21 protein-coding genes and 1 tRNA gene are annotated in these 21490 nt (G+C 62.0%); 8 read left to right on the plus strand and 14 right to left on the minus strand.

Features of this window, described 5'->3' with window-relative positions; all coding sequences use genetic code 11:
* Positions 1 to 5 precede the first annotated feature (5 nt).
* Positions 6 to 1226, plus strand: a complete 1221-nt coding sequence (locus VM94_RS22850; protein ID WP_046685439.1) for a polyhydroxyalkanoate depolymerase — start codon at positions 6 to 8, stop codon at positions 1224 to 1226.
* A gap of 65 nt (positions 1227 to 1291) precedes the next feature.
* Here the strand turns inward: VM94_RS22850 and VM94_RS22855 are convergent, their stop codons facing one another.
* The 3 genes from VM94_RS22855 to VM94_RS22865 all read right to left on the minus strand — a co-directional run bounded on the left by VM94_RS22855 (position 1292) and on the right by VM94_RS22865 (position 5418).
* Positions 1292 to 1975, minus strand: a complete 684-nt coding sequence (locus tag VM94_RS22855; protein WP_046685440.1) for a DOPA 4,5-dioxygenase family protein — start codon at positions 1973 to 1975, stop codon at positions 1292 to 1294.
* A gap of 44 nt (positions 1976 to 2019) precedes the next feature.
* Positions 2020 to 4551, minus strand: coding sequence for a TonB-dependent receptor plug domain-containing protein (locus VM94_RS22860; protein WP_052755895.1), 2532 nt, complete (start codon positions 4549 to 4551; stop codon positions 2020 to 2022).
* Between the two features lie 126 nt (positions 4552 to 4677).
* On the minus strand, positions 4678 to 5418 hold the full coding sequence (locus VM94_RS22865) for a substrate-binding periplasmic protein (protein WP_046685441.1): 741 nt from the start codon (positions 5416 to 5418) through the stop codon (positions 4678 to 4680).
* Between the two features lie 361 nt (positions 5419 to 5779).
* On the opposite strand from VM94_RS22865, the gene rsxB reads away from it, so the two are divergent.
* Both rsxB and nth read left to right on the plus strand, forming a co-directional pair.
* Positions 5780 to 6511, plus strand: a complete 732-nt coding sequence (gene rsxB / locus VM94_RS22875) for an electron transport complex subunit RsxB (RefSeq protein WP_046685443.1) — start codon at positions 5780 to 5782, stop codon at positions 6509 to 6511.
* Complete coding sequence (nth, locus tag VM94_RS22880; protein ID WP_046685444.1) at positions 6508 to 7155, plus strand: endonuclease III; 648 nt, start codon at positions 6508 to 6510, stop codon at positions 7153 to 7155. The genes rsxB and nth overlap by 4 nt, the downstream gene beginning before the upstream one ends.
* A 127-nt stretch (positions 7156 to 7282) precedes the next feature.
* Here the strand turns inward: nth and proB are convergent, their stop codons facing one another.
* The 5 genes from proB to rplU form a co-directional block, all read right to left on the minus strand.
* Positions 7283 to 8401 (minus strand): glutamate 5-kinase, encoded by a 1119-nt coding sequence (proB, locus tag VM94_RS22885; RefSeq protein WP_046685445.1) that lies wholly within the window; start codon positions 8399 to 8401, stop codon positions 7283 to 7285.
* A gap of 27 nt (positions 8402 to 8428) precedes the next feature.
* Positions 8429 to 8839: a hypothetical protein gene (locus VM94_RS22890; protein WP_046685446.1), complete on the minus strand. Its 411-nt coding sequence runs from the start codon at positions 8837 to 8839 to the stop codon at positions 8429 to 8431.
* Positions 8840 to 8851: 12 nt separating this feature from the next.
* Positions 8852 to 9961: a GTPase ObgE gene (gene obgE, locus VM94_RS22895; RefSeq protein WP_034754647.1), complete on the minus strand. Its 1110-nt coding sequence runs from the start codon at positions 9959 to 9961 to the stop codon at positions 8852 to 8854.
* 111 nt (positions 9962 to 10072) lie between these two features.
* On the minus strand, positions 10073 to 10345 hold the full coding sequence (gene rpmA / locus VM94_RS22900) for a 50S ribosomal protein L27 (RefSeq protein WP_010395157.1): 273 nt from the start codon (positions 10343 to 10345) through the stop codon (positions 10073 to 10075).
* 40 nt (positions 10346 to 10385) lie between these two features.
* Positions 10386 to 10697, minus strand: a complete 312-nt coding sequence (gene rplU / locus VM94_RS27960; RefSeq protein ID WP_034754730.1) for a 50S ribosomal protein L21 — start codon at positions 10695 to 10697, stop codon at positions 10386 to 10388.
* 304 nt (positions 10698 to 11001) lie between these two features.
* Between rplU and ispB the strand changes: the two genes are divergently transcribed.
* Positions 11002 to 11991 (plus strand): octaprenyl diphosphate synthase, encoded by a 990-nt coding sequence (gene ispB, locus VM94_RS22910; RefSeq protein ID WP_034754644.1) that lies wholly within the window; start codon positions 11002 to 11004, stop codon positions 11989 to 11991.
* Between the two features lie 49 nt (positions 11992 to 12040).
* On the opposite strand, the gene arsC is transcribed toward ispB, so the two are convergent.
* Positions 12041 to 12463, minus strand: a complete 423-nt coding sequence (gene arsC, locus VM94_RS22915; RefSeq protein ID WP_046685447.1) for an arsenate reductase (glutaredoxin) — start codon at positions 12461 to 12463, stop codon at positions 12041 to 12043.
* A gap of 13 nt (positions 12464 to 12476) precedes the next feature.
* Positions 12477 to 12830, minus strand: coding sequence for an ArsR/SmtB family transcription factor (locus VM94_RS22920; RefSeq protein WP_185982103.1), 354 nt, complete (start codon positions 12828 to 12830; stop codon positions 12477 to 12479).
* Positions 12831 to 12963: 133 nt separating this feature from the next.
* On the opposite strand from VM94_RS22920, the gene VM94_RS22925 reads away from it, so the two are divergent.
* From VM94_RS22925 to VM94_RS22935, 3 genes are all read left to right on the plus strand, one after another.
* Positions 12964 to 15057 carry an AsmA family protein gene (locus VM94_RS22925; protein ID WP_046685448.1) on the plus strand — a complete coding sequence of 698 codons (2094 nt, stop codon included), beginning with the start codon at positions 12964 to 12966 and terminating at the stop codon, positions 15055 to 15057.
* A 57-nt stretch (positions 15058 to 15114) separates the two neighbouring features.
* A tRNA-Pro gene (locus VM94_RS22930) sits at positions 15115 to 15191 on the plus strand.
* Between the two features lie 126 nt (positions 15192 to 15317).
* On the plus strand, positions 15318 to 16712 hold the full coding sequence (locus VM94_RS22935) for a GntP family permease (protein ID WP_046685449.1): 1395 nt from the start codon (positions 15318 to 15320) through the stop codon (positions 16710 to 16712).
* A gap of 1 nt (position 16713) precedes the next feature.
* Here VM94_RS22935 and VM94_RS22940 read toward each other — a convergent pair whose 3' ends face one another.
* The 4 genes from VM94_RS22940 to VM94_RS22955 form a co-directional block, all read right to left on the minus strand.
* Complete coding sequence (locus VM94_RS22940; RefSeq protein WP_046685450.1) at positions 16714 to 18117, minus strand: sodium:solute symporter family protein; 1404 nt, start codon at positions 18115 to 18117, stop codon at positions 16714 to 16716.
* 131 nt (positions 18118 to 18248) lie between these two features.
* Complete coding sequence (gene pcaD, locus VM94_RS22945) at positions 18249 to 19052, minus strand: 3-oxoadipate enol-lactonase (RefSeq protein WP_046685451.1); 804 nt, start codon at positions 19050 to 19052, stop codon at positions 18249 to 18251.
* 11 nt (positions 19053 to 19063) lie between these two features.
* Positions 19064 to 19354 carry a muconolactone Delta-isomerase gene (gene catC / locus VM94_RS22950; protein ID WP_046685452.1) on the minus strand — a complete coding sequence of 97 codons (291 nt, stop codon included), beginning with the start codon at positions 19352 to 19354 and terminating at the stop codon, positions 19064 to 19066.
* Between the two features lie 9 nt (positions 19355 to 19363).
* Positions 19364 to 20473 (minus strand): muconate/chloromuconate family cycloisomerase, encoded by a 1110-nt coding sequence (locus VM94_RS22955; protein WP_046685453.1) that lies wholly within the window; start codon positions 20471 to 20473, stop codon positions 19364 to 19366.
* Between the two features lie 102 nt (positions 20474 to 20575).
* Between VM94_RS22955 and VM94_RS22960 the strand changes: the two genes are divergently transcribed.
* A complete protein-coding gene (locus VM94_RS22960) occupies positions 20576 to 21490 on the plus strand; it encodes a LysR family transcriptional regulator (RefSeq protein ID WP_046685653.1) in 915 nt (304 codons plus the stop codon).

Raw genomic sequence — 21490 nt, forward strand, 5'->3', positions numbered from 1 at the left:
TCTATATGCTTTACCAACTGCACGAACTGCAACGCTCTTTCCTCACTCCGGTGATGCAATGGGCAGACATGTCCTCCAAGTTATTTACCAACCCGGTTTCTCCACTGGCCCACACCCCGTTTTCGCAACGCATCGCAGCCGGCTACGAGCTGATGTACCGCCTTGGCAAAGACTACGAAAAACCGCAATTCGACATCCAATCCGTTCTCGTCAAAGGCGAGAGCGTCGACATCCGCGAACACGTTGTCGTGACAAAACCGTTTTGCCGCCTGATTCACTTCAAAAAAGAAACCACTGGTTTGCAACAGCCCAAAGTTTTGCTGGTTGCCCCCCTGTCCGGTCACCACTCGACCCTGCTGCGCGACACCGTGCGCGGCTTGCTGGCCGAGCACGATGTCTACATCACCGACTGGACGGACGCGCGCATGGTACCGCTGACGGAAGGCCCGTTCCACTTGGACGACTACATTTATTATGTGCAGGAATTCATCCGCCTGCTGGCGCCTGACTTGCACGTGATTTCTGTCTGTCAACCGACCGTGCCCGTGCTGGCCGCCATCTCGCTGATGGCGACGGCAAAAGATCCGCACATGCCGAAAACCATGACGATGATGGGCGGCCCGATCGACCCGCGCCGCTCGCCCACGCAAGTGAACAACCTGGCGACGGAAAAGAAATTCTCGTGGTTTGAAAACACCGTGATCTACGCGGTGCCGCCGAACTATCCGGGCTTTGGCCGCAAGGTGTATCCGGGCTTCCTGCAGCACGCCGGCTTCATCGCCATGAACCCGGGCCGCCACGCGCAAAGTCACCGCGAGTTCTACATGCACCTGGTAACGGGCGACGACGAGCCGGCGGAAGGTCATCGCCAGTTCTACAACGAGTACAACGCCGTGCTGGACATGCCGGCCGAGTATTACCTGGAAACCATTAAAACGGTTTTCCAGGAATTCAGCCTGCCGATGGGCACGTGGAAAGTGGGCGGCCAGCTGGTGCGTCCGCAAGACATCACGAACGTGGCGCTGTTCACGGTAGAAGGCGAACTGGACGACATTTCCGGCGCCGGCCAGACGCAGGCGGCGCACGACCTGTGCTCCGGCATTCCTGCCGAGATGCAGCAAGACTTCGTGGCGCCGAAATGCGGCCACTACGGCATCTTCTCGGGCCGCCGCTGGCGCGAAATCATTTGCCCGAAAATCGGTGAATTCATCCAGAAGCATTCCTGATCCGGATAGCACCACCCAGAACGCCACGCCAGTTCACACCGGCGTGGCGTTTTTTTATGCCCAGCTCATGCGCGCGACGTTTCGATTTTCACCGTCGGGCGCGTATTGACAAAGATCTGCTCGACTCGCGGCTCGCCCGGCCCCGGCTTCTTCATCGCATAGCCATTCACGGGTTGCGAACGGTTCACCCACAGCGCGTAATACAGGTGGTCGGCGCGCGGATCTTCCGTGTTCGGGTGGATCAGTATGGTCAGGCCCAGGCTGTTGAGCTGCAGCCACGGCACGATCACGTGCAGCAAGTCATTCGTAAAGCCAAAATAAAACGACGGCGTCACATGCGGGCCGCGCGGCTCCAGGTTCCAGTCGCCCAGTTCGATCTGGAAGCGTTCGGCCGCCCACTTGCGTATCAGCGCCGCCTTCTGGTAACTGTCTTCGTCAAAATAGATATGCGCGTGATAGCTCTCGATATCCGTGTAGGCGCGCGGTGTCGACGGCAAGGTTTCCTCGCCGGGCCGCACGCTGACGGGGCGCGGCGTGGGCGCCGTGTCCGTATGCTCGCCCCATGGACTCTTGCCGGGTGCAGGTTTGACACGCTTGACGGCGCCATCTTGCGCCAGGGCCGTCCCCGCCAGCCCCGAAGCGGCCAGCGCCGCCACCAGGCCGCCGCCGCGCAAGATCGTGCGGCGCTGCGGCGAGAGGAGGTTAGCCCATTCCAGATCGATGGCCGCGTGTTGAGTGTTGTCAGACATGTCAATTCCTGTTCTTGATGATAGGTATGGAGAGAGAAGGCAGATCAAAAGTGAACGGTGGCGCGGGCATAGTAATAACCGCCAAGCACGCCAAGCGGTCCCGAGTTATCGTAGGCGCCCGTGTACTGCGCCAGATTCGCGACGCTACGCGCCTCGCGCGGCACCTGGCTCGGTTTCTGGTCGAAGACATTGTTGGCGCCCACCGTCACGTTGATGCGCTTGCTGATGTCGTAACCGAGGCTGACATCCGTCACGAAGGCGGCCTTCAGCTGGTAATCGCCACCCGTGATGGTGTTCAGGCGCTTGAGCTTGCCGTAACGCGTCTCTCGCAGGTTGAATGTCCAGCCGGCTTTTTCATACGCCACGGTGACGATCTCCTTGTCGCGCGGCGCCCGGTACAGCAAGTCGTACTCGGCCGACTTGCTCAGGGTGCCGATGTTCGGCAAGCCTTGCAGCACAGCCGGCAGCGCCGCCTTGCCAACCAGGCTCGTGTGGTTGATATTCGCGGCCGCCGTCCAGCGCAGCTTGCCATCGGCCACGCGCAAGATATCTTCGGCCGTGAAATCGATGCCGCGCGTGCGCGTGTCGCCCACGTTGGCAAAGTAATGCGCAACGAGGCCATTGCCGACCGTCAGCTCCGCCGAACGCAGCAGGTTTTCAATGACTGTTGCTTGCGCCGCCGTCAAGGGCCGGCCGCTGCCGTCGAGCGCCACGCCCGAGCTGCGGTCGATGCCGATGTTTGACGACACGCCCAGGCGGTCGCTGACCTTGATTTGATACGCATCAACGGCCAGGCGCAGGGTGGGCGTGGGGTTGAAGGTCAGCCCGGCCGACAGATTCGTCGATTTTTCCGGTTTTAATGCTTGCGCACCCAAAGCCCGCGCGGCAAGCGAATTGGGCTGCGCCAGGGTATAGGGCACGCCCGCGTGGTCGGACGTGTTCGAATACGATTGCGTCACCAGGCTGGGCGCGTGAAAACCGTTGCTGACGGTGCCGCGCACGGCCACCGTGGGCGTGACGTCATAACGGGCGGACAGACGCCCCGTCGTCTTGCTGCCGAAATCGGAATATTTCTCGGCGCGCAGGGCCGTGTCGAGCAGCCATTGCGGCGTCAGTTTGGCGCCCAGGCCGATGTACGCGGCATAGCTGTGGCGCGCCGTGTCGGACGCGTCGACGGGCAAATAGCCGGCCAGCGCCGACGAGCCGCTGCCCTGCCAGGAAGCGGGTTCGCCAGGGCTGCGCTGCTGCGTTTCATGCGAATACTCGAGGCCAAGGCTCAGGTCCACCGGCTCGCTCAAGCCCAGCTGCACGGGACGGCGCACGTCGGCGTTGGTGGTCGAGCGGCTGTAGCGCTGATTGCCGATGTCAAAATCCGTCTTGCCACCCGGATAGGTCAGCGAGTAATTGGCCGAGTGTTCGACGCCCACGTCGATATCGTCGCGGCCATAGGTCGTGCTCAGGTCCCAGGACCAGCCAGCCGTCTCGCCCTTGACGCCGCCCGTCAGCGAAAAGTCGTTTTCGCTCGTCGTTTCATACGGCGTGAAGCCGTCCGGATACACGGCCAGCAAGCCTTTGTTGTTATTGAAAATGGTATTGGGCAGGCGGAAATTCTGCGCCGAGCGGGCATTGCGGTGCGCATACGTGCCGAAACCGTACAGTTGCACTTCGTTCGACACGTCGTAACCGAGGTTGGCGCTAAGCGAGGCGGTCGTGCTTTGCGGCACGCCCGTATTGCGCCAGGGATTGCTGTTGCGACTTGCTTCGGCCGGGTTTGGCGAAGCGCCGGCCGGCAAGCTGTTGTTCGGTCCCAATTTCACCAGCTGACCATCGCTGTTGCGCACGACCGGATACGACAGATAAGCGGGATTGAGTGCAAAATTGCGCACGGCGATGCCCTGGCGCTGGACTTCGGCGCCGAAGTGGGCAAAGCCGTGTTCGCCCAGGCGCGTGCCGCCGTCGATGCGCACGGAACCGTTCGTGCCGTCGCCCTCGTAGGTGGAGCCGAGCTGCGTGCTGAAGCTGCCTTTGTCATCCGCCTTCAGGATGATGTTGATGACACCGGCGATGGCGTCGGAACCGTAGATGGCCGAGGCGCCGTCGCGCAGGATTTCCACGCGGGCAATGGCGCCCGTGGGAATCAGGGCCAGGTCGGTGGCGACGGAACCGGGAAAACCATCCTCATTGACGATGGCTGTCGTATGGCGGCGCTTGCCGTTGACCAATACCAGGGTATGCGCGGGGTCGAGGTTGCGCAGTTGCCCGGCGCGCACGATGCTGCCCAGGTCAGGCTGCACGCGGGCCGGCAAGTTAAACGATGGCAAGGCCGTGTCCAGCGCGTCGAGCAGGTTCAATTTGCCCGTCGCCTGCAATTGCTGCGCGCTGATCACGTCGACCGGCGCGGCGCTGTTGGCCACCGTGCGCCCCGTGCCGCGCGCACCCGTGACGATGACGGTGTCGAGCGGAGCTTGCGCATGCGCCACGCCAGGCGCTCCCAGCACGAGCACGGCCGCCGAGATGGCGTGCGCCAGCTGCCGCAGGCACGGGGCCGGGTCTTGCTTGTCAATCAATTCCAGCATACGAAAACATCCTTTCAAAGTCGTCAACACAGTGGCTGCAGACTAAAGGATGGACAAACAAACAAGAACGAATGGTTTCGTATTTAGATATTTCGTTTTGGCAACGTGCAACAGCGGCGCCGCAGGTCAGGGAGAGGATGGGGCCGTAGCCAGGCTCTGGTCGAGCCGCTTCCAGTAATCGCGTTCCAGCCGGGCCGTGTCGATATCGCGCGCCGCTTCGTTGAAGCGCTTTTGCCGCGCCGCACCTTCGGCATCGCGCTGGAAGCATACGTAGACGGGGCGCTCCTTGAAGACGGTGTCGATGATGGCGATGCGTTCCCGTTCGGCCTTGCTGAAGTTGCGTCCCATCAGCAAGTGCTGCAGGACATGGCGCTCGATGACGATCACGCGGTAACGCTTGATCAGCAGTTTCTTCAGATTCGTCGCGTCGTTCAAGCCTTCTTCCGTCTTCAGCTCGCCGCGCGCCACCATGCCATCGAATTGTTCCCCATTCGAATAGCCAGCCACGGTACCGATGCGCAACTTGCCCAGATCGGCCAGGGTGGCGCCGGGCACGCCATCCTCCTTCAGGTAGGCCAGCACGCCCTGTGTATTGCCAACCGGCACAGAAAAGTGGCAGAGTTTTTCCCGTTCCGGCGTGCGCCAGACGGCCAGCAGTCCGGCGTAGCGAGGACTGCCCAGGCCGAATTGCATGGCGCGCTTCCAGGGAAAATATTCATACTTGACCGTATAGCCGAGGCGCTCGAAGACGGCGCTGACCATGGCGCCCGACATGCCGTCGGCAGGCAGGCTGCGGGTAATGAAGGGCGGCCAGTCTTCCGCCGCGAAGCGGACGATGCGCGAGCTGGCAGCGCCCGGCGCCGCCATGGGAGTAGCCGTCTGCCCGTGCCCGAGGGCAAACGCAGAGTGCATGAACAAACAGAAGGGCAAACCAACTGTCCGGAGGAAACGCATGTTTGGCTCCTATGGCCTGGCGCGCATTGCAATGCAGGTGCGGCAACAGGACTGGCGGTCGGCTTTTGATAACTAACTTGATAAAACCATGCTCCCACAAAAAAAAGAAATTGCAAAGTTGTTTATTTGCACTTTGACATTCCCATTGGAAATAAAATACGATTGCGGCGTGCCTGCAACAGCCCGCCTTGGCGCACCTTATCCCCTCTTGCAAAACAGGTTTTTACTTGTGCGCGCCCCAGATGGCCGATAATGGCGTTTTACCGTATCGAAGATGACCGTGCCGCATCCCGCCTCTCCCTCACTTGCCGACCAGATCGAAGACTTGCTGCCGCAAACGCAATGCACGAAATGCGGCTACAACGGCTGCCGCCCGTATGCGGAAGCGATAGCCGCCGGCAGCGCCGACATCAACCAGTGCCCACCGGGCGGCGCGCAAGGCATCGCGCGCCTGGCCGGCTTGCTGGGCAAAAAAGTCATTCCGCTCAATCCCGTCAACGGCCTCGAACGTCCGCGATCTGTCGCCTATATCGACGAATCGCTGTGTATCGGCTGTACCCTGTGCATCCAGGCCTGTCCCGTGGACGCCATCGTCGGCGCCGCCAAGCAGATGCATACGGTGGTCACCAGCCTGTGCACGGGCTGCGACCTGTGCGTGGCGCCCTGCCCCGTCGACTGCATCGTCATGTACCCCGTCAGCGGCGACGCGACGGGCTGGGATGCCTGGAGCCAGGCCGAAGCGGACGACGCGCGCGCGCGCCACGATTTCCGCACGCAGCGCCTGCGCCGCGAAGCCGAGGCCAACGACGCGCGCCTGGCCGCCAAGGCCGTCGCCAAGATGCAGGAAGTAACGCAGGAAGTACCCGTCACGCCAGATGAACAGGCAGAAAAGGAGCGCAAGCGCGCCATCATCGCCGCCGCCATGGAGCGCGCGCGCGCCAAGGCCGCTGCCGCCAGCCCGGACACCGCCCCGCCAGCCCCCAACACGCCCAAAAAAGACGCATGAACGCCGCCAAACGCCTGGAAATCTTTACGCGCTTCCGCGCCGCCAATCCATCCCCGAAAACGGAACTCGAATACACGTCGCCGTTCGAGCTGCTGATCGCCGTGCTGCTGTCGGCGCAGGCAACGGACGTGTCCGTCAACAAGGCGACCCGCTTGCTGTATCCGGTCGCCAATACGCCTGCCAAGATACTGGCGCTCGGCGTCGACGAGCTGGCCAGCTACATCCGCACCATCGGCCTGTTCCGCACCAAGGCGAAGAACGTCATCGCCACCTGCCAGATCCTGCTCGAGCAGCACGGTGGCGAAGTGCCGCGCGACCGCGCCTCGCTGGAAGCCTTGCCCGGCGTGGGCCGCAAGACGGCAAACGTGGTCATGAACACGGCGTTTGGCGAACCAACGATGGCCGTCGACACGCATATCTTCCGCGTCTCGAACCGCACCGGCATCGCGCCAGGCAAGAATGTCGATATCGTCGAGCAAAAGCTGCTCAAATTCGTGCCCAAGGAATTCCTGCACGACGCCCACCATTGGCTCATCCTGCACGGCCGCTACACGTGCACGGCGCGCAAGCCGCAGTGCTGGAACTGCATGATCGCCGATCTGTGCGATTACAAGGACAAGTCGCCGATGCCGGCCGTGGTGTAAGCAAAGAAAAACGGCCCGAATGGGCCGATGTCGTTGCGTCGTAGGTCGGGTTAGCCCGCAGGGCGTAACCCGACAACACCGCGGTCCGTGCCAACAATGTTGTCGGATTACGCTCCGCTAATCCGACCTACAGCAACACCATATTGTCGCGGTGGATCAGCTCGTGGCCTTCCATGTAGCCGAGAATCGCCTCGATCTCGGTGGAAGGCTTGCGCATGATGCGGCGCGCTTCGCCGCTCGTGTAGTTCGACAGGCCGCGCGCCACGGGCACGCCGTCCGCGTCGACGCAGGTGATGACGGCGCCGCGGCCGAACTCGCCATTCACGCCCGTCACGCCGATCGGCAACAATGATTTGCCTTCCTGGCGCAGCTTTTGCACGGCGCCCGCATCGAGCACGACGGCGCCAGCCGTATGCAGATGATCGGCCATCCACTGCTTGCGCGCCGTCAATTGCCCCGTTTGCGCCCGCAGCTCCGTGCCGATCGCTTCGCCCTGAGCCAGGCGGCTGAGCACGTCGCTGTCGCGGCCCCAGGCGATGATCGTGTGCGCGCCGGACTTGGCGGCACGCTTGGCGGCGAGGATTTTCGTCAGCATGCCGCCACGCCCCAGGCTGCTGCCGGCGCCGCCGGCCATCGCTTCGAGGGCAGGGTCGCCAGCGATGCCTTGCGTGATCAGATAAGCGTTCGGGTCCTTGCGCGGATCAGCCGAGAACAGGCCGTGCTGGTCCGTCAGGATGACCAGCGCATCGGCTTCGATCAGGTTGGCCACCAGGGCGCCCAGGGTATCGTTGTCGCCGAACTTGATTTCATCGGTGACGACGGTATCGTTTTCATTGATGATCGGCACCACGCCCAGGCGCAGCAAAGTCGTCAGGGTGGAGCGGGCATTGAGGTAGCGTTCGCGGTCGGCCAGGTCGGCGTGCGTGAGCAGCACTTGCGCCGTGCCAAGGCTGTGGGCGCGGAAACTGCTTTCGTAGATTTGCGCCAGGCCCATCTGGCCGACGGCGGCGCACGCCTGCAATTCGTGGATATCGGTGGGGCGCTGCTCGAAACCGAGGCGCAGCATGCCTTCGGCGATGGCGCCGGAGCTGACCAGCACGACTTCCTTGCCCAGGGCGCGCAAGCCGGAAATCTGCGCGGCCCAGCGCGCGATGGCGGCATGGTCGAGTCCGCGGCCATCGTTGGTGACCAGCGAGGAGCCGACTTTGATGATGATGCGGGTAGCTTTTTGAATCACGGAATCCATGGGGCGGCGCTCTTCACTTAATAGACGTCAGCGCGCAGGACGCAGCAGCAGCAAGGCCAGCCCCGCCGTCAGCTCCATTGCGCACATGAACAACACAAAACCCTGGGGCAAGCCGAAGCTGATGGCCGCGAACAGACGGCCGGCGGGCTGCGCCAGGACCAACATTGCAGTGATATCGCCGAGGACAGGCGGTTCGCCCTGCCGTGCCGCGAACAGCGCCAGGAGCGCGGTAGCGCCCCAGACACCGACATGAGTAGCGTAGAACTGGCTGTAGCCATTGACGCCATTGAGGAAGATGCCCATGCCGGCCGCCATGTCATCGGCGAACAGCAGACAGGCGACCGCGCTCAGCCCGTAAGCATACGCGATCAGATGCAATACACGGCGCTGCCACGCTTGCTTGCGCGCGGGCGCGGCAGCGACCATCTGTACCGACATCAGGATAAAGCCTTAGTCGAGGATCTTGAAACGCGGATCATCCGGGTCGATCGACGAGATACCACGTGCTTCTTCGGTCATCTGCGTTTCTTCGGCACGGCTTTCGCTGTGTTTCTTTTCTTCCAGATGCTGGTAAATCGCATTCACCAGTTCCGGGCAACCTTGATGGTTCAGCGCGGAGATCTCGAAAACAGGACCTTTCCAGGCGAAACGCTTGAGGAAGTCCTTGACGATCTTCTTGCGCTCTTCTTCCGGCACCATGTCGAGCTTGTTCAACACCAGCCAGCGCGGCTTGTCGACCAGCGACTCGTCGTACTTTTTCAATTCCTTGACCAGCGCCTTGGCTTCCTTGACAGGATCGACGTTGGTTTCAAACGGCGCCAGGTCGACGATGTGCAACAGCAGACCCGTGCGCTGCAAGTGACGCAGGAATTGATGGCCCAGGCCCGCGCCTTCGGAAGCGCCTTCGATCAAGCCGGGAATATCGGCGATCACAAAGCTTTTCTCGTGCGACACGCGCACCACGCCCAAGTTCGGGTGCAGGGTGGTAAATGGGTAATCGGCAATTTTCGGACGCGCGTTCGAGACGGCCGAAATGAAGGTTGACTTGCCGGCGTTCGGCATGCCCAGCAGGCCAACGTCGGCCAGCACTTTCAGTTCCAGACGCAGTTCGCGGCGTTCGCCTTCCTTGCCCTCGCCTTTTTGGCGCGGTGCGCGGTTGGTCGAGGACTTGAAATGGATATTGCCCCAGCCGCCTTCGCCGCCCTTGGCCAGCATTTCCGTCTGGCCGTGTTCGGTCAAATCGGCCAGGATTTCGCCGCTCGCGTTGTCGATGATCAAGGTGCCGACCGGCATGCGCAGGTGGATGTCATCGGCGCCCTTGCCATAGCAATCTGCGCCACGGCCAGGCTCGCCATTGCGAGCCTTGTGCATTTTGGAGAAGCGGAAATCGACGAGCGTGTTGATATTGCGGTCGGCGACTGCCCAAATGGTGCCGCCCTTGCCGCCATCGCCGCCATCGGGACCGCCGAAAGGCCGGAATTTTTCACGGCAGAAAGAGGCGCAGCCGTTGCCGCCATCGCCCGCGATGACTTCGATTTTTGCTTCGTCGATAAACTTCATAATTTTGCCGCCATAAAACTAAAAAGGCTCTACCTTGGGCAGAGCCTTTCGATTGAAGGCTTGCGCCTTACATCATACGATCATTGCGGAGCGAACTGGCTCCGCGATGAATTACGCTGGTACTGCTGCGTTAGGTACAACGGTCACGAATTGCTTCGAGCCAGCACCTTTGACAACGAACTTCACTTTGCCCGCGATCAGCGCGAACAATGTGTGGTCCTTGCCCATGCCTACGCCTTCGCCGGCGCGCACTGGGGTGCCGCGTTGACGAATGATGATGCCGCCAGCATTGATAGCTTGGCCGCCGTAGACTTTAACGCCCAGACGTTTTGATTCTGAATCACGGCCGTTTCGCGTTGTGCCGCCGCCTTTTTTATGTGCCATTTAAGACTCCTTGATAGCTGATTAATTCAAACAGCGGCGATTAGCCGTTGATCGAAACGATTTGGATTTCGGTAAAATTCTGGCGATGGCCTTGATGCTTTTGGTAGTGCTTACGACGACGCATCTTGAAAATTTTGACCTTATCATGGCGACCATGCGCCACAACCGTAACCAGTACCGTTGCACCTTCGACCAATGGAGCACCAAACTTGATGCTGTCGCCCGCGCCTACTGCGAGAACTTGATCGATGGTGATTTCGGAACCAATGTCTGCCGGTATCTGTTCTACTTTAAGTTTTTCGCCAGCGACAACTTTGTATTGTTTGCCACCGGTTTTTATGACCGCGTACATGATTTGAAACCTCATCAAATGTTGAAAGAATTTGTCCCACTGCCATGAAAAGCAAGCCATGCACAACAGGGGGAACCAGCGATTATACACGGACTGATAAATTGCGTCAAAAACTATTCACAAAGGCCGATGATCGTGGTATGTCGACAACCCGGCCATCCTGTCAGGCTTGCGCCAGGCGGACAGCAAAACGCGCGCCAGTGCCAACAAGATCAATCAATTGCCCTACAGTCATAGGCAAACGTCACGCACGCGCAAGCCTTGTCGTATAATCGCGGCACCCACAATCTAATGCAGGTTCGCCTTGTCTGACGCTAACAAACACGTTAACCAAAACACCATCGTGCAAACGATTGCCGCCGATATGGACGCAGTCAATACGGTGATCCGCCAAAAGTTGCACTCCGATGTAATTCTGATCAACCAGATCGCTGAATACATCATCAGCGCAGGCGGCAAACGCATCCGTCCCGTGCTGATTTTGCTGGTGGCCAATGCCCACGCCTATCGCGGCACGGCGCATCATGAACTGGCCGCCGTGGTCGAATTCATCCACACCGCCACCCTGCTGCACGACGACGTCGTCGACGAATCGTCGATGCGCCGCGGACGCCAGACGGCCAATGCCCTGTTCGGCAATGCCGCGTCGGTGCTGGTGGGCGACTTCCTGCACTCGCGCTCGTTCCAGCTGATGGTGTCGCTCAATAATATGCGCGTCATGCAAATCCTCTCGGACGCCACCAACGTGATCGCCGAAGGCGAAGTGCTGCAGTTGCTGAACATGCACGATCCGGACGTGACGCAGGAAAGCTATTTGAATGTCATCCGCTCGAAGACAGCCAAGCTGTTCGAAGCGTCGGCGCAACTGGGCGCCCTGATCGCCGGCGCCAGCGAAGACGATATCGAAGCGGCAGCCGAATACGGCCGCTCGCTGGGCACGGCTTTCCAGCTGATCGACGACGTGCTCGACTATGCAGGCGACGCCGCCGAAATCGGCAAGAACGTGGGCGACGACCTGCGCGAAGGCAAACCAACGATGCCGCTGATCTGGCTGATGGAAAACGGTACGCCGGAACAGCGCGAACTCGTGCGCAGCTGCATAGAGCAAGGTGACGAACAGCATTTCGATACCGTCCTGACGGCCATCACCAGCAGCGGCGCCCTCGACTACACGCGCAAGCAGGCGGAAATCGCCGGCCAGCGCGCAGCCGACGCCATCGCAGGCTGGCCGGACAGCGTCTACAAGCAATCGATGCTGCAACTGTGCTCGTTTGCCGTGGACCGCAATCACTGATCACGTTTTACTATATGCAATACAAAACGGCGCCACTGGCGCCGTTTTTTTATTTCACCGGCTTGCCGTCGGCGCCGACCACGGCCTGGCCATCTTCCTTGGCAAATGCCCCTTGCTGCGGCAGCGGCAGGATCTCCAGCACCTTTTCCGACGGCCGGCACAGGCGCACACCCAGTTGCGTGACGACGATGGGTCGGTTGATCAAAATAGGATGGGCTTGCATAGCGTCCAGCAGGGCCGCGTCGGGCAAGTCCGGATTGGCCAGGCCCAGCTCGTCATACAGGGCGCCCTTGTCGCGCATGGCGGCGCGCACGGACAGGCCCGCGCGCGCGATCAGGTCGACCAATTCCTCGCGCGAAGGCGGGTGCTTGACGTAATCGATGATGACGGGTTCGACGCCCGTGTTGCGGATCAGGGCCAGGGTATTGCGCGACGTGCCGCACGCCGTGTTGTGATAAATCGTGATCGTCATGTCGTGATGTCCTTCAGTTAGTAGGTTCGCTGACGCAGCAAGGCGCGCCAGCACAGCAGTTTTCGGTCAGGAAGGCCAGCAAGCCGTTCATGCCCGCATAATTGGCGGCGTAAATGATGGAGCGCCCCGCCTTGTTCGCCGTCACCAGATTGGCGTGCGCCAATTCTTTCAGGTGAAACGACAGCGACGATGGCGCAATCGCCAGCGCTTCGGCGATTTTCGTCGCAGCCATGCCTTCCGGCCCCGCTTGCACCAGCAGGCGGAACACGGCCAGCCGCGATTCCTGCGCCAGCGCAGCCAGCGCTGCGATGGCGGCCGTGCTCGTCAGTGGCTCGGCTTGCGCCGCGATTGAGTTTTCATTTTCCATATTTCAATAATAGTCGAATTATTGAATCATTTCAAGCGAGGTGTCTTGCCGAGGTGTCTTACGTAACCCAGCGCACCGACTGTCATGGCCTATCGGTCTACCTTGATGAAAAAATCATTGCGATCGGCTTACCATGACACGCTCAACCCCGCTCAAAATCCTCGGCTGGAGCCTGGCCGCCCTGCTCGCCCTCATCGCCATCGTCATCATCTTCGTGCTGACCTTCGACTGGAACCGCGCCCGCCCCTACATCAACGAAAAGGTGTCGGAAAGCACGGGCCGCAGCTTCGTCATCGGCGGCGATCTGCAGGTGAAATGGCAGCAAGGGCTGAAGACGGAACCGGGCTGGCGCCGCTACGTGCCGCGCCCCGTCATCAGCGCGCAGGACGTGCGCATGAGCAACCCGGACTGGGCGACGGCCGGCCCGCAACTGGCCAGCGCGAAACGCATCGACGTGGCCATCCACCCGCTGCCCCTGTTGCAGCATCGCGTGGTGTTGACGGACCTGGCGCTGACCTCTCCCAACATTGCCCTGCAGCGGCGCGCCGACGGCAGCAACAGCTGGACCCTGAAGGACAACGGCCCTTCGGCATGGGACGTGGAAATCCAGCGCATGGCCTTCGGCGACGGCGTCATCCGTTATCTGGACGAGGGCATCGCCCTCGACGTGCACGCCAAGGTCAGCTCGACGGCGCCCGACGCCACGCCGGGCGACGCGCCAGGCAATGTCCCCGTACAAAAATACGGCATCGCCTTCACCCTGGGCGGCACCTACCGCAAGGCGCCCGTGACGGGCGGCGGCAAGGCGGGCGCCGTGCTGTCATTGACCGACAACAACACCGTCTATCCCGTGCAGGCGCATGCCGTGCTGGGCAAAAACAAGGCCAGCATCGATGGCACCTTGACGGACCCGCGCTCGCTGTCCGGTATCGACTTAAAGCTAAGCCTGGCCGGCGCCAGCATGGCCGACCTGTACCCGCTGACGGGCGTGCTGCTGCCGGAAACGCCGGACTACGCCACCAAGGGTCGCCTGCTGGGCAAGAAGGACGGCGCCACCTGGAACTGGACCTATCAGAATTTCAAGGGCACGGTGGGCCAGAGCGACCTGGCCGGCACCCTGCAATATTTGCCGCGCCAGCCCCGTCCATTGCTGCGCGGCGAAGTGACGTCGCAGCAGCTGCGCCTGGAAGACCTGGGGCCCACCATCGGCGCCGACAGCAATGTGCGGAAACAGGCCCGCGGCAAGGCGCCCGTGCAACCCGACAACAAAGCCTTGCCCGTGGAACAGTTCAACACAGCCAAATGGAATGCGCTCGACGCCGACGTGAAATTCACGGGCAAGAAACTGGTGCGCACGCACGATATCCCGCTCAACGATATCGTTGCCAACATCCACATGAAAGACAAGGTACTGAGTTTGACGCCGCTCAACTTCGGCATGGCCGGCGGCAACATCACCTCGAACATCACGCTCGACGGCCGCCAAAAGACCATCGCCGCACAAGCCAAGGTGGCGGCGCGCCACCTCAAGATACGCGAACTGTTTCCCAAGCTGCAATCGATGCAAGCGAGCTTCGGCGAAGTGTATGGCGACGCGGCGCTGACGGGCCACGGTAATTCTGTCTCGGCCATGCTGGCCAGCGCGAATGGCGAACTGGCAGCCACCGTCAGCGAAGGTTCCGTCAGCCAGTTCATGCTGGAACTGGCCGGCTTGAACCTGGCCAACGCCGTCTTCGTGAAAATCTTTGGCGACAAGCAAGTCCACCTGAATTGCCTGGCAAGCGACTTCGCCGTGACGAATGGCCAGGCCGACGTGCGCCGCTTCGTGCTCGATACGGACACGGCCGTCGTGAATGTCACGGGCAACGTCAACCTGGCCACCGAAACCCTGGACCTCGACGTACGCCCCCGTACCAAGGGTGCCCGCATCATCACCTTGCGCACGCCGCTGTACGCGAAAGGCACGTTCAAGAACCCGGACGTAGGCCCGCAAAAAGGCCCGCTGGCCCTGAAAGCCGGCGCCGCCGTGGCCCTGGCCACCGTCGTCACGCCGCTGGCCGCCCTGCTGCCGCTGGTCAACGTCGACAAGGCTCCGGACACGGACTGCGCCGCCGTCATGGCCCAAGCCAACGCCACCCGCAAGGCCCCGACTTCGCCGGCGACGAATGCGCCAGCGAAAAAAGTGAGCGAGGCGGAAATCAAGAAGGCGCAGCAGGAAAAGAAATAAGCAGGCTTGATGCAGCCGCTTGAAACCCGCCCGGCCATCTGCTGTAATGAAGAAAAGCGGGGTGTGGCTCAGCCTGGTAGAGCGCTGCGTTCGGGACGCAGAGGCCGGAGGTTCGAATCCTCTCACCCCGACCAGCCTTTTCCCTCATGCGCCGGCTTGAATTGCTTGCACCTTGACCTGCGCGTTGGCGGCTTGTCGGGAAGTATGTTATTAATTTCATCATTAATATCTTGATCACTTCTCGCGCAAGGGCCTGACCGATGTCTTTCCTGATAGTTCTGGCCGCACTGGCCTTCCTCATGCTGGCAGCCTATCGCGGCTACAGCGTGATCCTGTTTGCGCCCGTCGCCGCGCTCGGTGCCGTGCTGCTCACCGATCCGTCGGCCGTGCCGGCCGTCTTCAGCGGCATCTTCATGGAAAAGATGGTGGGCTTTATCAAGCTGTATTTCCCCGTCTTTTTGCTTGGCGCCGTGTTCGGCAAGCTGATCGAGCTGTCCGGTTTTTCCCAGTCCATCGTCGTGGCTGCCATTCGCTATATCGGCAGCTCGCGCGCGAATGCCGTCATCGTTGCCGTGTGCGCGGCGTTGACTTATGGCGGCGTGTCGCTGTTCGTCGTGGTGTTTGCCGTCTATCCGTTTGCGGCCGAACTGTACCGCCAGAGCAATATCCCCAAGCGGCTGATGCCGGGCGCCATCGCCCTGGGCGCGTTTTCCTTCACCATGGATACGTTACCGGGCACGCCGCAGATCCAGAACATCATCCCGACCACCTTCTTCAACACGACCGGCTGGGCCGCGCCGTGGCTGGGCACGATAGGCGCCGTGCTGACGGTGATCATGGGACTGGCTTTCCTCGAATGGCGCCGGCGCTCCGTCATGGCGACGGGCGAAGGTTATGGGGCCGAGGCCGACAAGGCCACGGCCGGCGTGGGCGACCTGCCCCATCCGCTGCTGTCGGTGGCGCCTTTGGTACTGGTGGGCGTGGCCAACTTTGCGCTGACCAAGCTGATTCCCCAATGGTACGGCGCCAGCTACGTGCTCACCGCCGAGGCCCTGCCCGGCTTGCATGCGCCCGTGTCGACGTCGATCGGCGCCGTGACGGGTATCTGGGCCGTGGAAGGCGCCTTGTTGCTGGGAATTTTGCTCGTCTGCGTGACGGCCTTCGGGCGCATTCGCGCCGCCTTTGCCGAAGGCACCAAGGCGGCCGTGGGCGGCGCCTTGCTGGCGGCCATGAATACGGCGTCAGAATACGGTTTCGGCGGCGTCATCGCCGCCCTACCCGGCTTTCTTGCCGTCAGCAACACCTTGCGCAGCGTGCCCGATCCGCTCGTCAACGCGGCCGTGTCCGTCACGACCCTGGCCGGCATCACGGGCTCGGCCTCGGGCGGCATGAGCATCGCGCTGGCAGCCATGTCGGACAGCTTTATCCAGGCCGCGCAGCAGGCGCACATCCCGCTCGAAGTCATGCACCGCGTGGTGGCCATGGCCAGCGGCGGCATGGATACCCTGCCGCACAATGGCGCCGTGATCACCCTGCTGGCCGTCACTGGCCTTACGCACCGCCAGTCCTACCGCGACATTTTCGGCATCACCGTCATCAAGACGGTGGCCGTGTTCCTCGTCATTGCCATCTATTACATGACGGGACTGGTCTGACCTAGCGCTGCGACGACGATGCAGGCTTCGCCAACGCTTGCGCCGGCTTGAACACATGGCTGATGCCCATGGTCAGCAGCGGGCCGGCCAGCGCCAGGTAGGAACTGTCCACGCCATACGGATTGCCCGCCAGGAACCAGCCGATGGTGGCGATCACGGAAACGATCACGCCGACAAAGGCGCCGCGCGGCGTGCCGAATTTAGGCGCATAGAAGGCCATCAGCACCAGCACGGCGAGGGTGGCGCGCAGGGCCTTGCCGAGGAAGGCGATCATCAGCAGTTTTTCCGCATACAGCGCCAGCACCAGCGGCAGCAATCCCGCCACGACGATGGCGATGCGCAGGAACATCAGCGATTTCGCGTCGTTCTTCGCCTTGTTGTACCAAGGGTCATAAAAGTCCTTCATGGCCAGTGTGGCCGATGCCAGGGTGGTGGCGGAAATGCCGCCGAACAGGGCCCCGGCCAGGCCGACGATCATGATGCTGGCGGAAAAGGCCGGCATGTGGGCGATCATGGTGGGGAAGGCGTCGATCGACTTCATGCCCGGATACAGCACGGCGCTGCACATGCCGATCAGGGCCGCCATCAGGCCGAACGGGATCATCAGCGACGACACGTAATAGCAGGCGCGCTTGGCCACGGCCGGATTGTCCGTGCTGACCAGGGCCTGGATCACGTATTGCGTGGCAAAGATGGAACCGATGCCGCCGATCATCCAGGCGATGATCTGGCCCCAGCCAATCTCGACCCAGTTGAACATCTTGGCCGGCAGCTGCGCCTGCAACTCGCCGATGCCGCCCGTTGCTTCCAGCGCATACGCCAGCGCCAGGATCACGCCCAGGTACTTGACGATGGAATGGGCAAAGTTGGTGTACACGACCGAGCGCATGCCGCCCAGGCTGACATAGATCACGGTGATGGCGCCGACCAGCAAAATGGCCACCGTTTTGTTGATGTGCAGCACGGCCGCCAGCACGGCGCCGCCGCTCGCGTACAAGGCCACGGCAACGATGCTCAGCGCAACGATGGTGAGGATGGACGCCGCATAACGCACGGGCTCGCCATACGTTTGCGCGAGGATGCCGGAAATCGTCGATTGCCCGCTTTCCTTGTATTTTTTGACCAGCACGATGGCCAGCAGGAAAAAGCCCAGCGACAGCGCCACCAGATTCCAGGCGGCGGAAATGCCCAGTTCATAGCCCTTCTGGGCCGTGCCGATGCTGACGGAACTGCCGATGAATTCCGACAACAAGAGAGCCCCGATCAGGAAGGCGGGATAATTGCGCCCGCCCGCCGTCATGCCCTCGGCGCTGTTGGCATGCTTGCGCACGCTATAGGTAATGTACGACATGAGGGCGAAATAGCCCACCGTGACCGCGGCGATGATGATCAATCTGTTTTCCATCCGTCTACTCCAAGTCTGCTTTTCTTATTATTATTTTTCAAGAAAGCTTTCCCTGCCGCATGCCGGACCAGCCGGCGGCGGTGCTCAGGAGAAAGCCGCATTCCCGCCGTACCGATACGATACAGCAAGCCTTACAATAAAAAATTCCGCAACTGCGCCGTAAACATGTCCGCCGCCTCGATGTTCGAGATATGCGAGGCGGGCAGGCTGGCCAGGCGGGAACCCGCGATCTGCTGCTGCAGCCAGCGCCCGTCGTCGATGGTGGTCACGGGATCGTGCTCGCCCGCGATGATCAATGTCGGCACGGCGATCGTGCCCACGGCATCGTGCAAGTCCGTCTGGGCCAGCACGTCGCAACAGGCCGCATAACCGCCGGCATCCTGGCCCCGCAAAATGCCGGCCAGGCGCGCCACCGTCTCCGCTTCGCGTTCGATGAACTGCGGCGTGAACCAGCGCGTGGCGGCGCTCTCGGCCACTGCGGCCATGCCGTCGCGGCGCACTTGCTCCGACCGCAGCTGCCACGGCGCGGCGCCGCCGATGCGCGCCGCCGTATTCGCCAGCACGAGGTGCGTCAAACGCCGCGGCTGGTGTATGCCCAGCCACTGGCCCGTCAAGCCGCCCATGGAAATGCCGCAGAAGGCGGCGCGCTCCACATCGAGGTGGTCGAGCAGCGCCACCACGTCCAGCCCCAGCCGCTCGATGCCGAACGGCGCGCCGCCGCTGGCCGACCGGCCATGGCCGCGCGTGTCGTAGCGCACGACAAAAAAATCGCCGGCCAGCGCGGCCGCCTGCGCATCCCACATGGACAAATCCGTGCCGAGGGAATTCGACAGGACCAGGCAAGGCTTGCCGCGCTCGCCATCCGTGCGGTAATGCAGGCCGATACCGTCCACCTTGCACGTCTGCCCGACAGTGTCGTTGCCTATCTGCGTCATGGCATGTCTCCTCAGGAATCGTCGTCGCGCACCGACGAGGGATGGCGGCATAGCGGCATCACGTCGATCTGCATATGGGGAAACAGCGGCAGCGAGGTGAGCAAATTATGCAGCTCGTCCACGCTATCCACGTCGAAGACGCTGACGTTGGCGTACTGTCCGGCGATACGCCACAGGTGGCGCCACTTGCCCTCGTGCTGCAGGCGCTGCGCCAGCTCCTTTTCCGTCTGCTTGAGCTGCGCCGCCTGCTCGGCGGGCATGCTCAGCGGCAGGTTCACGTTCATGCGTACATGGAATAACATGGTGTCTCCTTATTGACGCTGCATGGAGCGCAGCTTGTCCATATCGATCTCGACGCCCAGGCCCGGGCCCGTCGGCACTTGCAGCATGAAGTCGCGGTAGACGAGCGGCTCGCGCAAGACTTCCTGCGTCAGCAGCAAAGGCCCGAACAGCTCCGTGCCCCAGGCCAGTTCCGCGAACGTGGAACACACGTGGGCCGTGGCGGCCGTGCCGACGCCGCCTTCGAGCATGGTGCCGCCGTACAGGCCCACGCCCGCCAGACGCGCCACAGTGGCCACTTCCAGCGCGGGCAGCAAGCCGCCCGACTGGGTGATTTTCACGGCGTACACGTCGGCCGCATCGGCTTGCGCCAAGGCCAGCGCATCGGCGGGGCCATGCAAGGCTTCGTCGGCCATGATGGCCACGTCGAAGCGCTGTTTCAGGCGCGCCAGCGCGGCGCGGTTGCCGGCCTTGACGGGTTGCTCGATCAGGTCGACGCCGCCCGCTTCCAGCGCGGCGATGCCGCGCATGGCGTCCATCTCGCTCCAAGCCTGGTTGACGTCGACGCGCACGCTGGCCCGTTCGCCCAGCGCCCGTTTGATCTCCAGCACGTGGGCCACGTCGTCCATCACGTCACGCAGGCCGATCTTCAGCTTGAAGATGCGGTGGCGACGCAGTTCCAGCATTTTTTCGCCTTCGGCGATATCGCGCGCCGTATCGCCGCTGGCCAGCACCCAGGCCACGGGCAGCGCATCGCGCACGCGGCCGCCCAGCAGTTCCGACAGCGGCACGCCCAGGCGGCGCGCCTGCGCGTCCAGCAGCGCCGTCTCGATCGCGCACTTGGCGAAGCGGTTGCCCTGGATAAGCTTGCGCACCCTGGCCATGGCCTTGGCCACTGCGCTCGCTTCCATGCCGACCAGCAGCGGCGCGATATAGGTATCGATATTCGTCTTGATGCTTTCCGGGCTTTCGCCACCGTAGCCCAGGCCGCCGATGGTGGTCGCTTCGCCCCAGCCCGTGATGCCGTCGGCGCAGCGCAGCCGCACCAGCACCAGGGTTTGCGTATTCATGGTGGCGACCGACATGCGGTGCGGACGGATGGTAGGCACATCGACCAGGTAGGTCTCGATATTTTGAATCATATTTATTCCGTATAATTCTGTGGAGTGGTGACACGATATTCCCCGAATCTCCCCACGTCCAACACCGAGTTGGTATCAAACCTATACCTGAAAGGTATGAAGATGGAATTACGGCACTTGCGCTACTTCGTAGCGGTCGCAGAGGAAAGGAACTTCACGCGGGCCGCCGCGCGGCTGCACATCGCGCAGCCGCCGCTGAGCCGCCAGATGCAGCAGCTGGAAGAAACCCTGGGCGTGGCGCTGATCGAAAAAGGTTCGCGCCCCTTGCGGCTGACGGAAGCGGGCGAGTTTTTCCTCGCCCATGCGCGGCCCCTGCTCGACCAGGTGCGCGACCTGCAGGCGATGACGCAGCGCGTGGGCAAGCTGGAACGCACGCTGTCGATCGGCTTTGTCGCCTCGACCCTGTATGGCGAATTGCCCGATATCGTGCACCGCTTTTGCGAGCGCCATCCCGAGGTCGACGTGACCTTGCATGAAATGACGACGGTGCAGCAGTTGAAGGCCCTGAAGGAAGGCCGCATCGACGTGGGCTTCGGGCGATTGAAAAGCGAAGACCCCAGCATCCGCCGCATCCTGCTGCGCGAGGAGCGGCTGGTGGTGGCCCTGCCGCCCGGCCACCGGCTGGCCAAGGGCGAAGGCGGCTTGCGCCTGACTGACCTGATCCACGAAACCCTGCTCGTGTATCCGAAAGCGCCCCGTCCCAGCTTTGCCGACCAGGTGCTGGCCATGTTCAGCGAAGGCAACGTCACGCCCGGCCCCGTCACGGAAGTGCGCGAGCTGCAGATTTCCATGGGACTGGTGGCGGCCGGCCAGGGCATTTCCATCGTGCCCGAAAGCGTGCAAGCCATGCATCACCGGAACGTCGTGTACCGCAAGCTCGACGACAAGCACGCGTTCTCGCCCATCTTATTCAGCATGCGGCATAGGGACCGCTCGCCCGAGCTGGAAAACATCCTCGCCGCCGTGTACTCGATCTACGATGAACACGGCATCGCGCACGTCAAGGAAAGCCTGTAG

The sequence above is a fragment of the Janthinobacterium sp. KBS0711 genome (assembly GCF_000988085.1).
Lineage (GTDB): Bacteria > Pseudomonadota > Gammaproteobacteria > Burkholderiales > Burkholderiaceae_D > Janthinobacterium > Janthinobacterium lividum_E.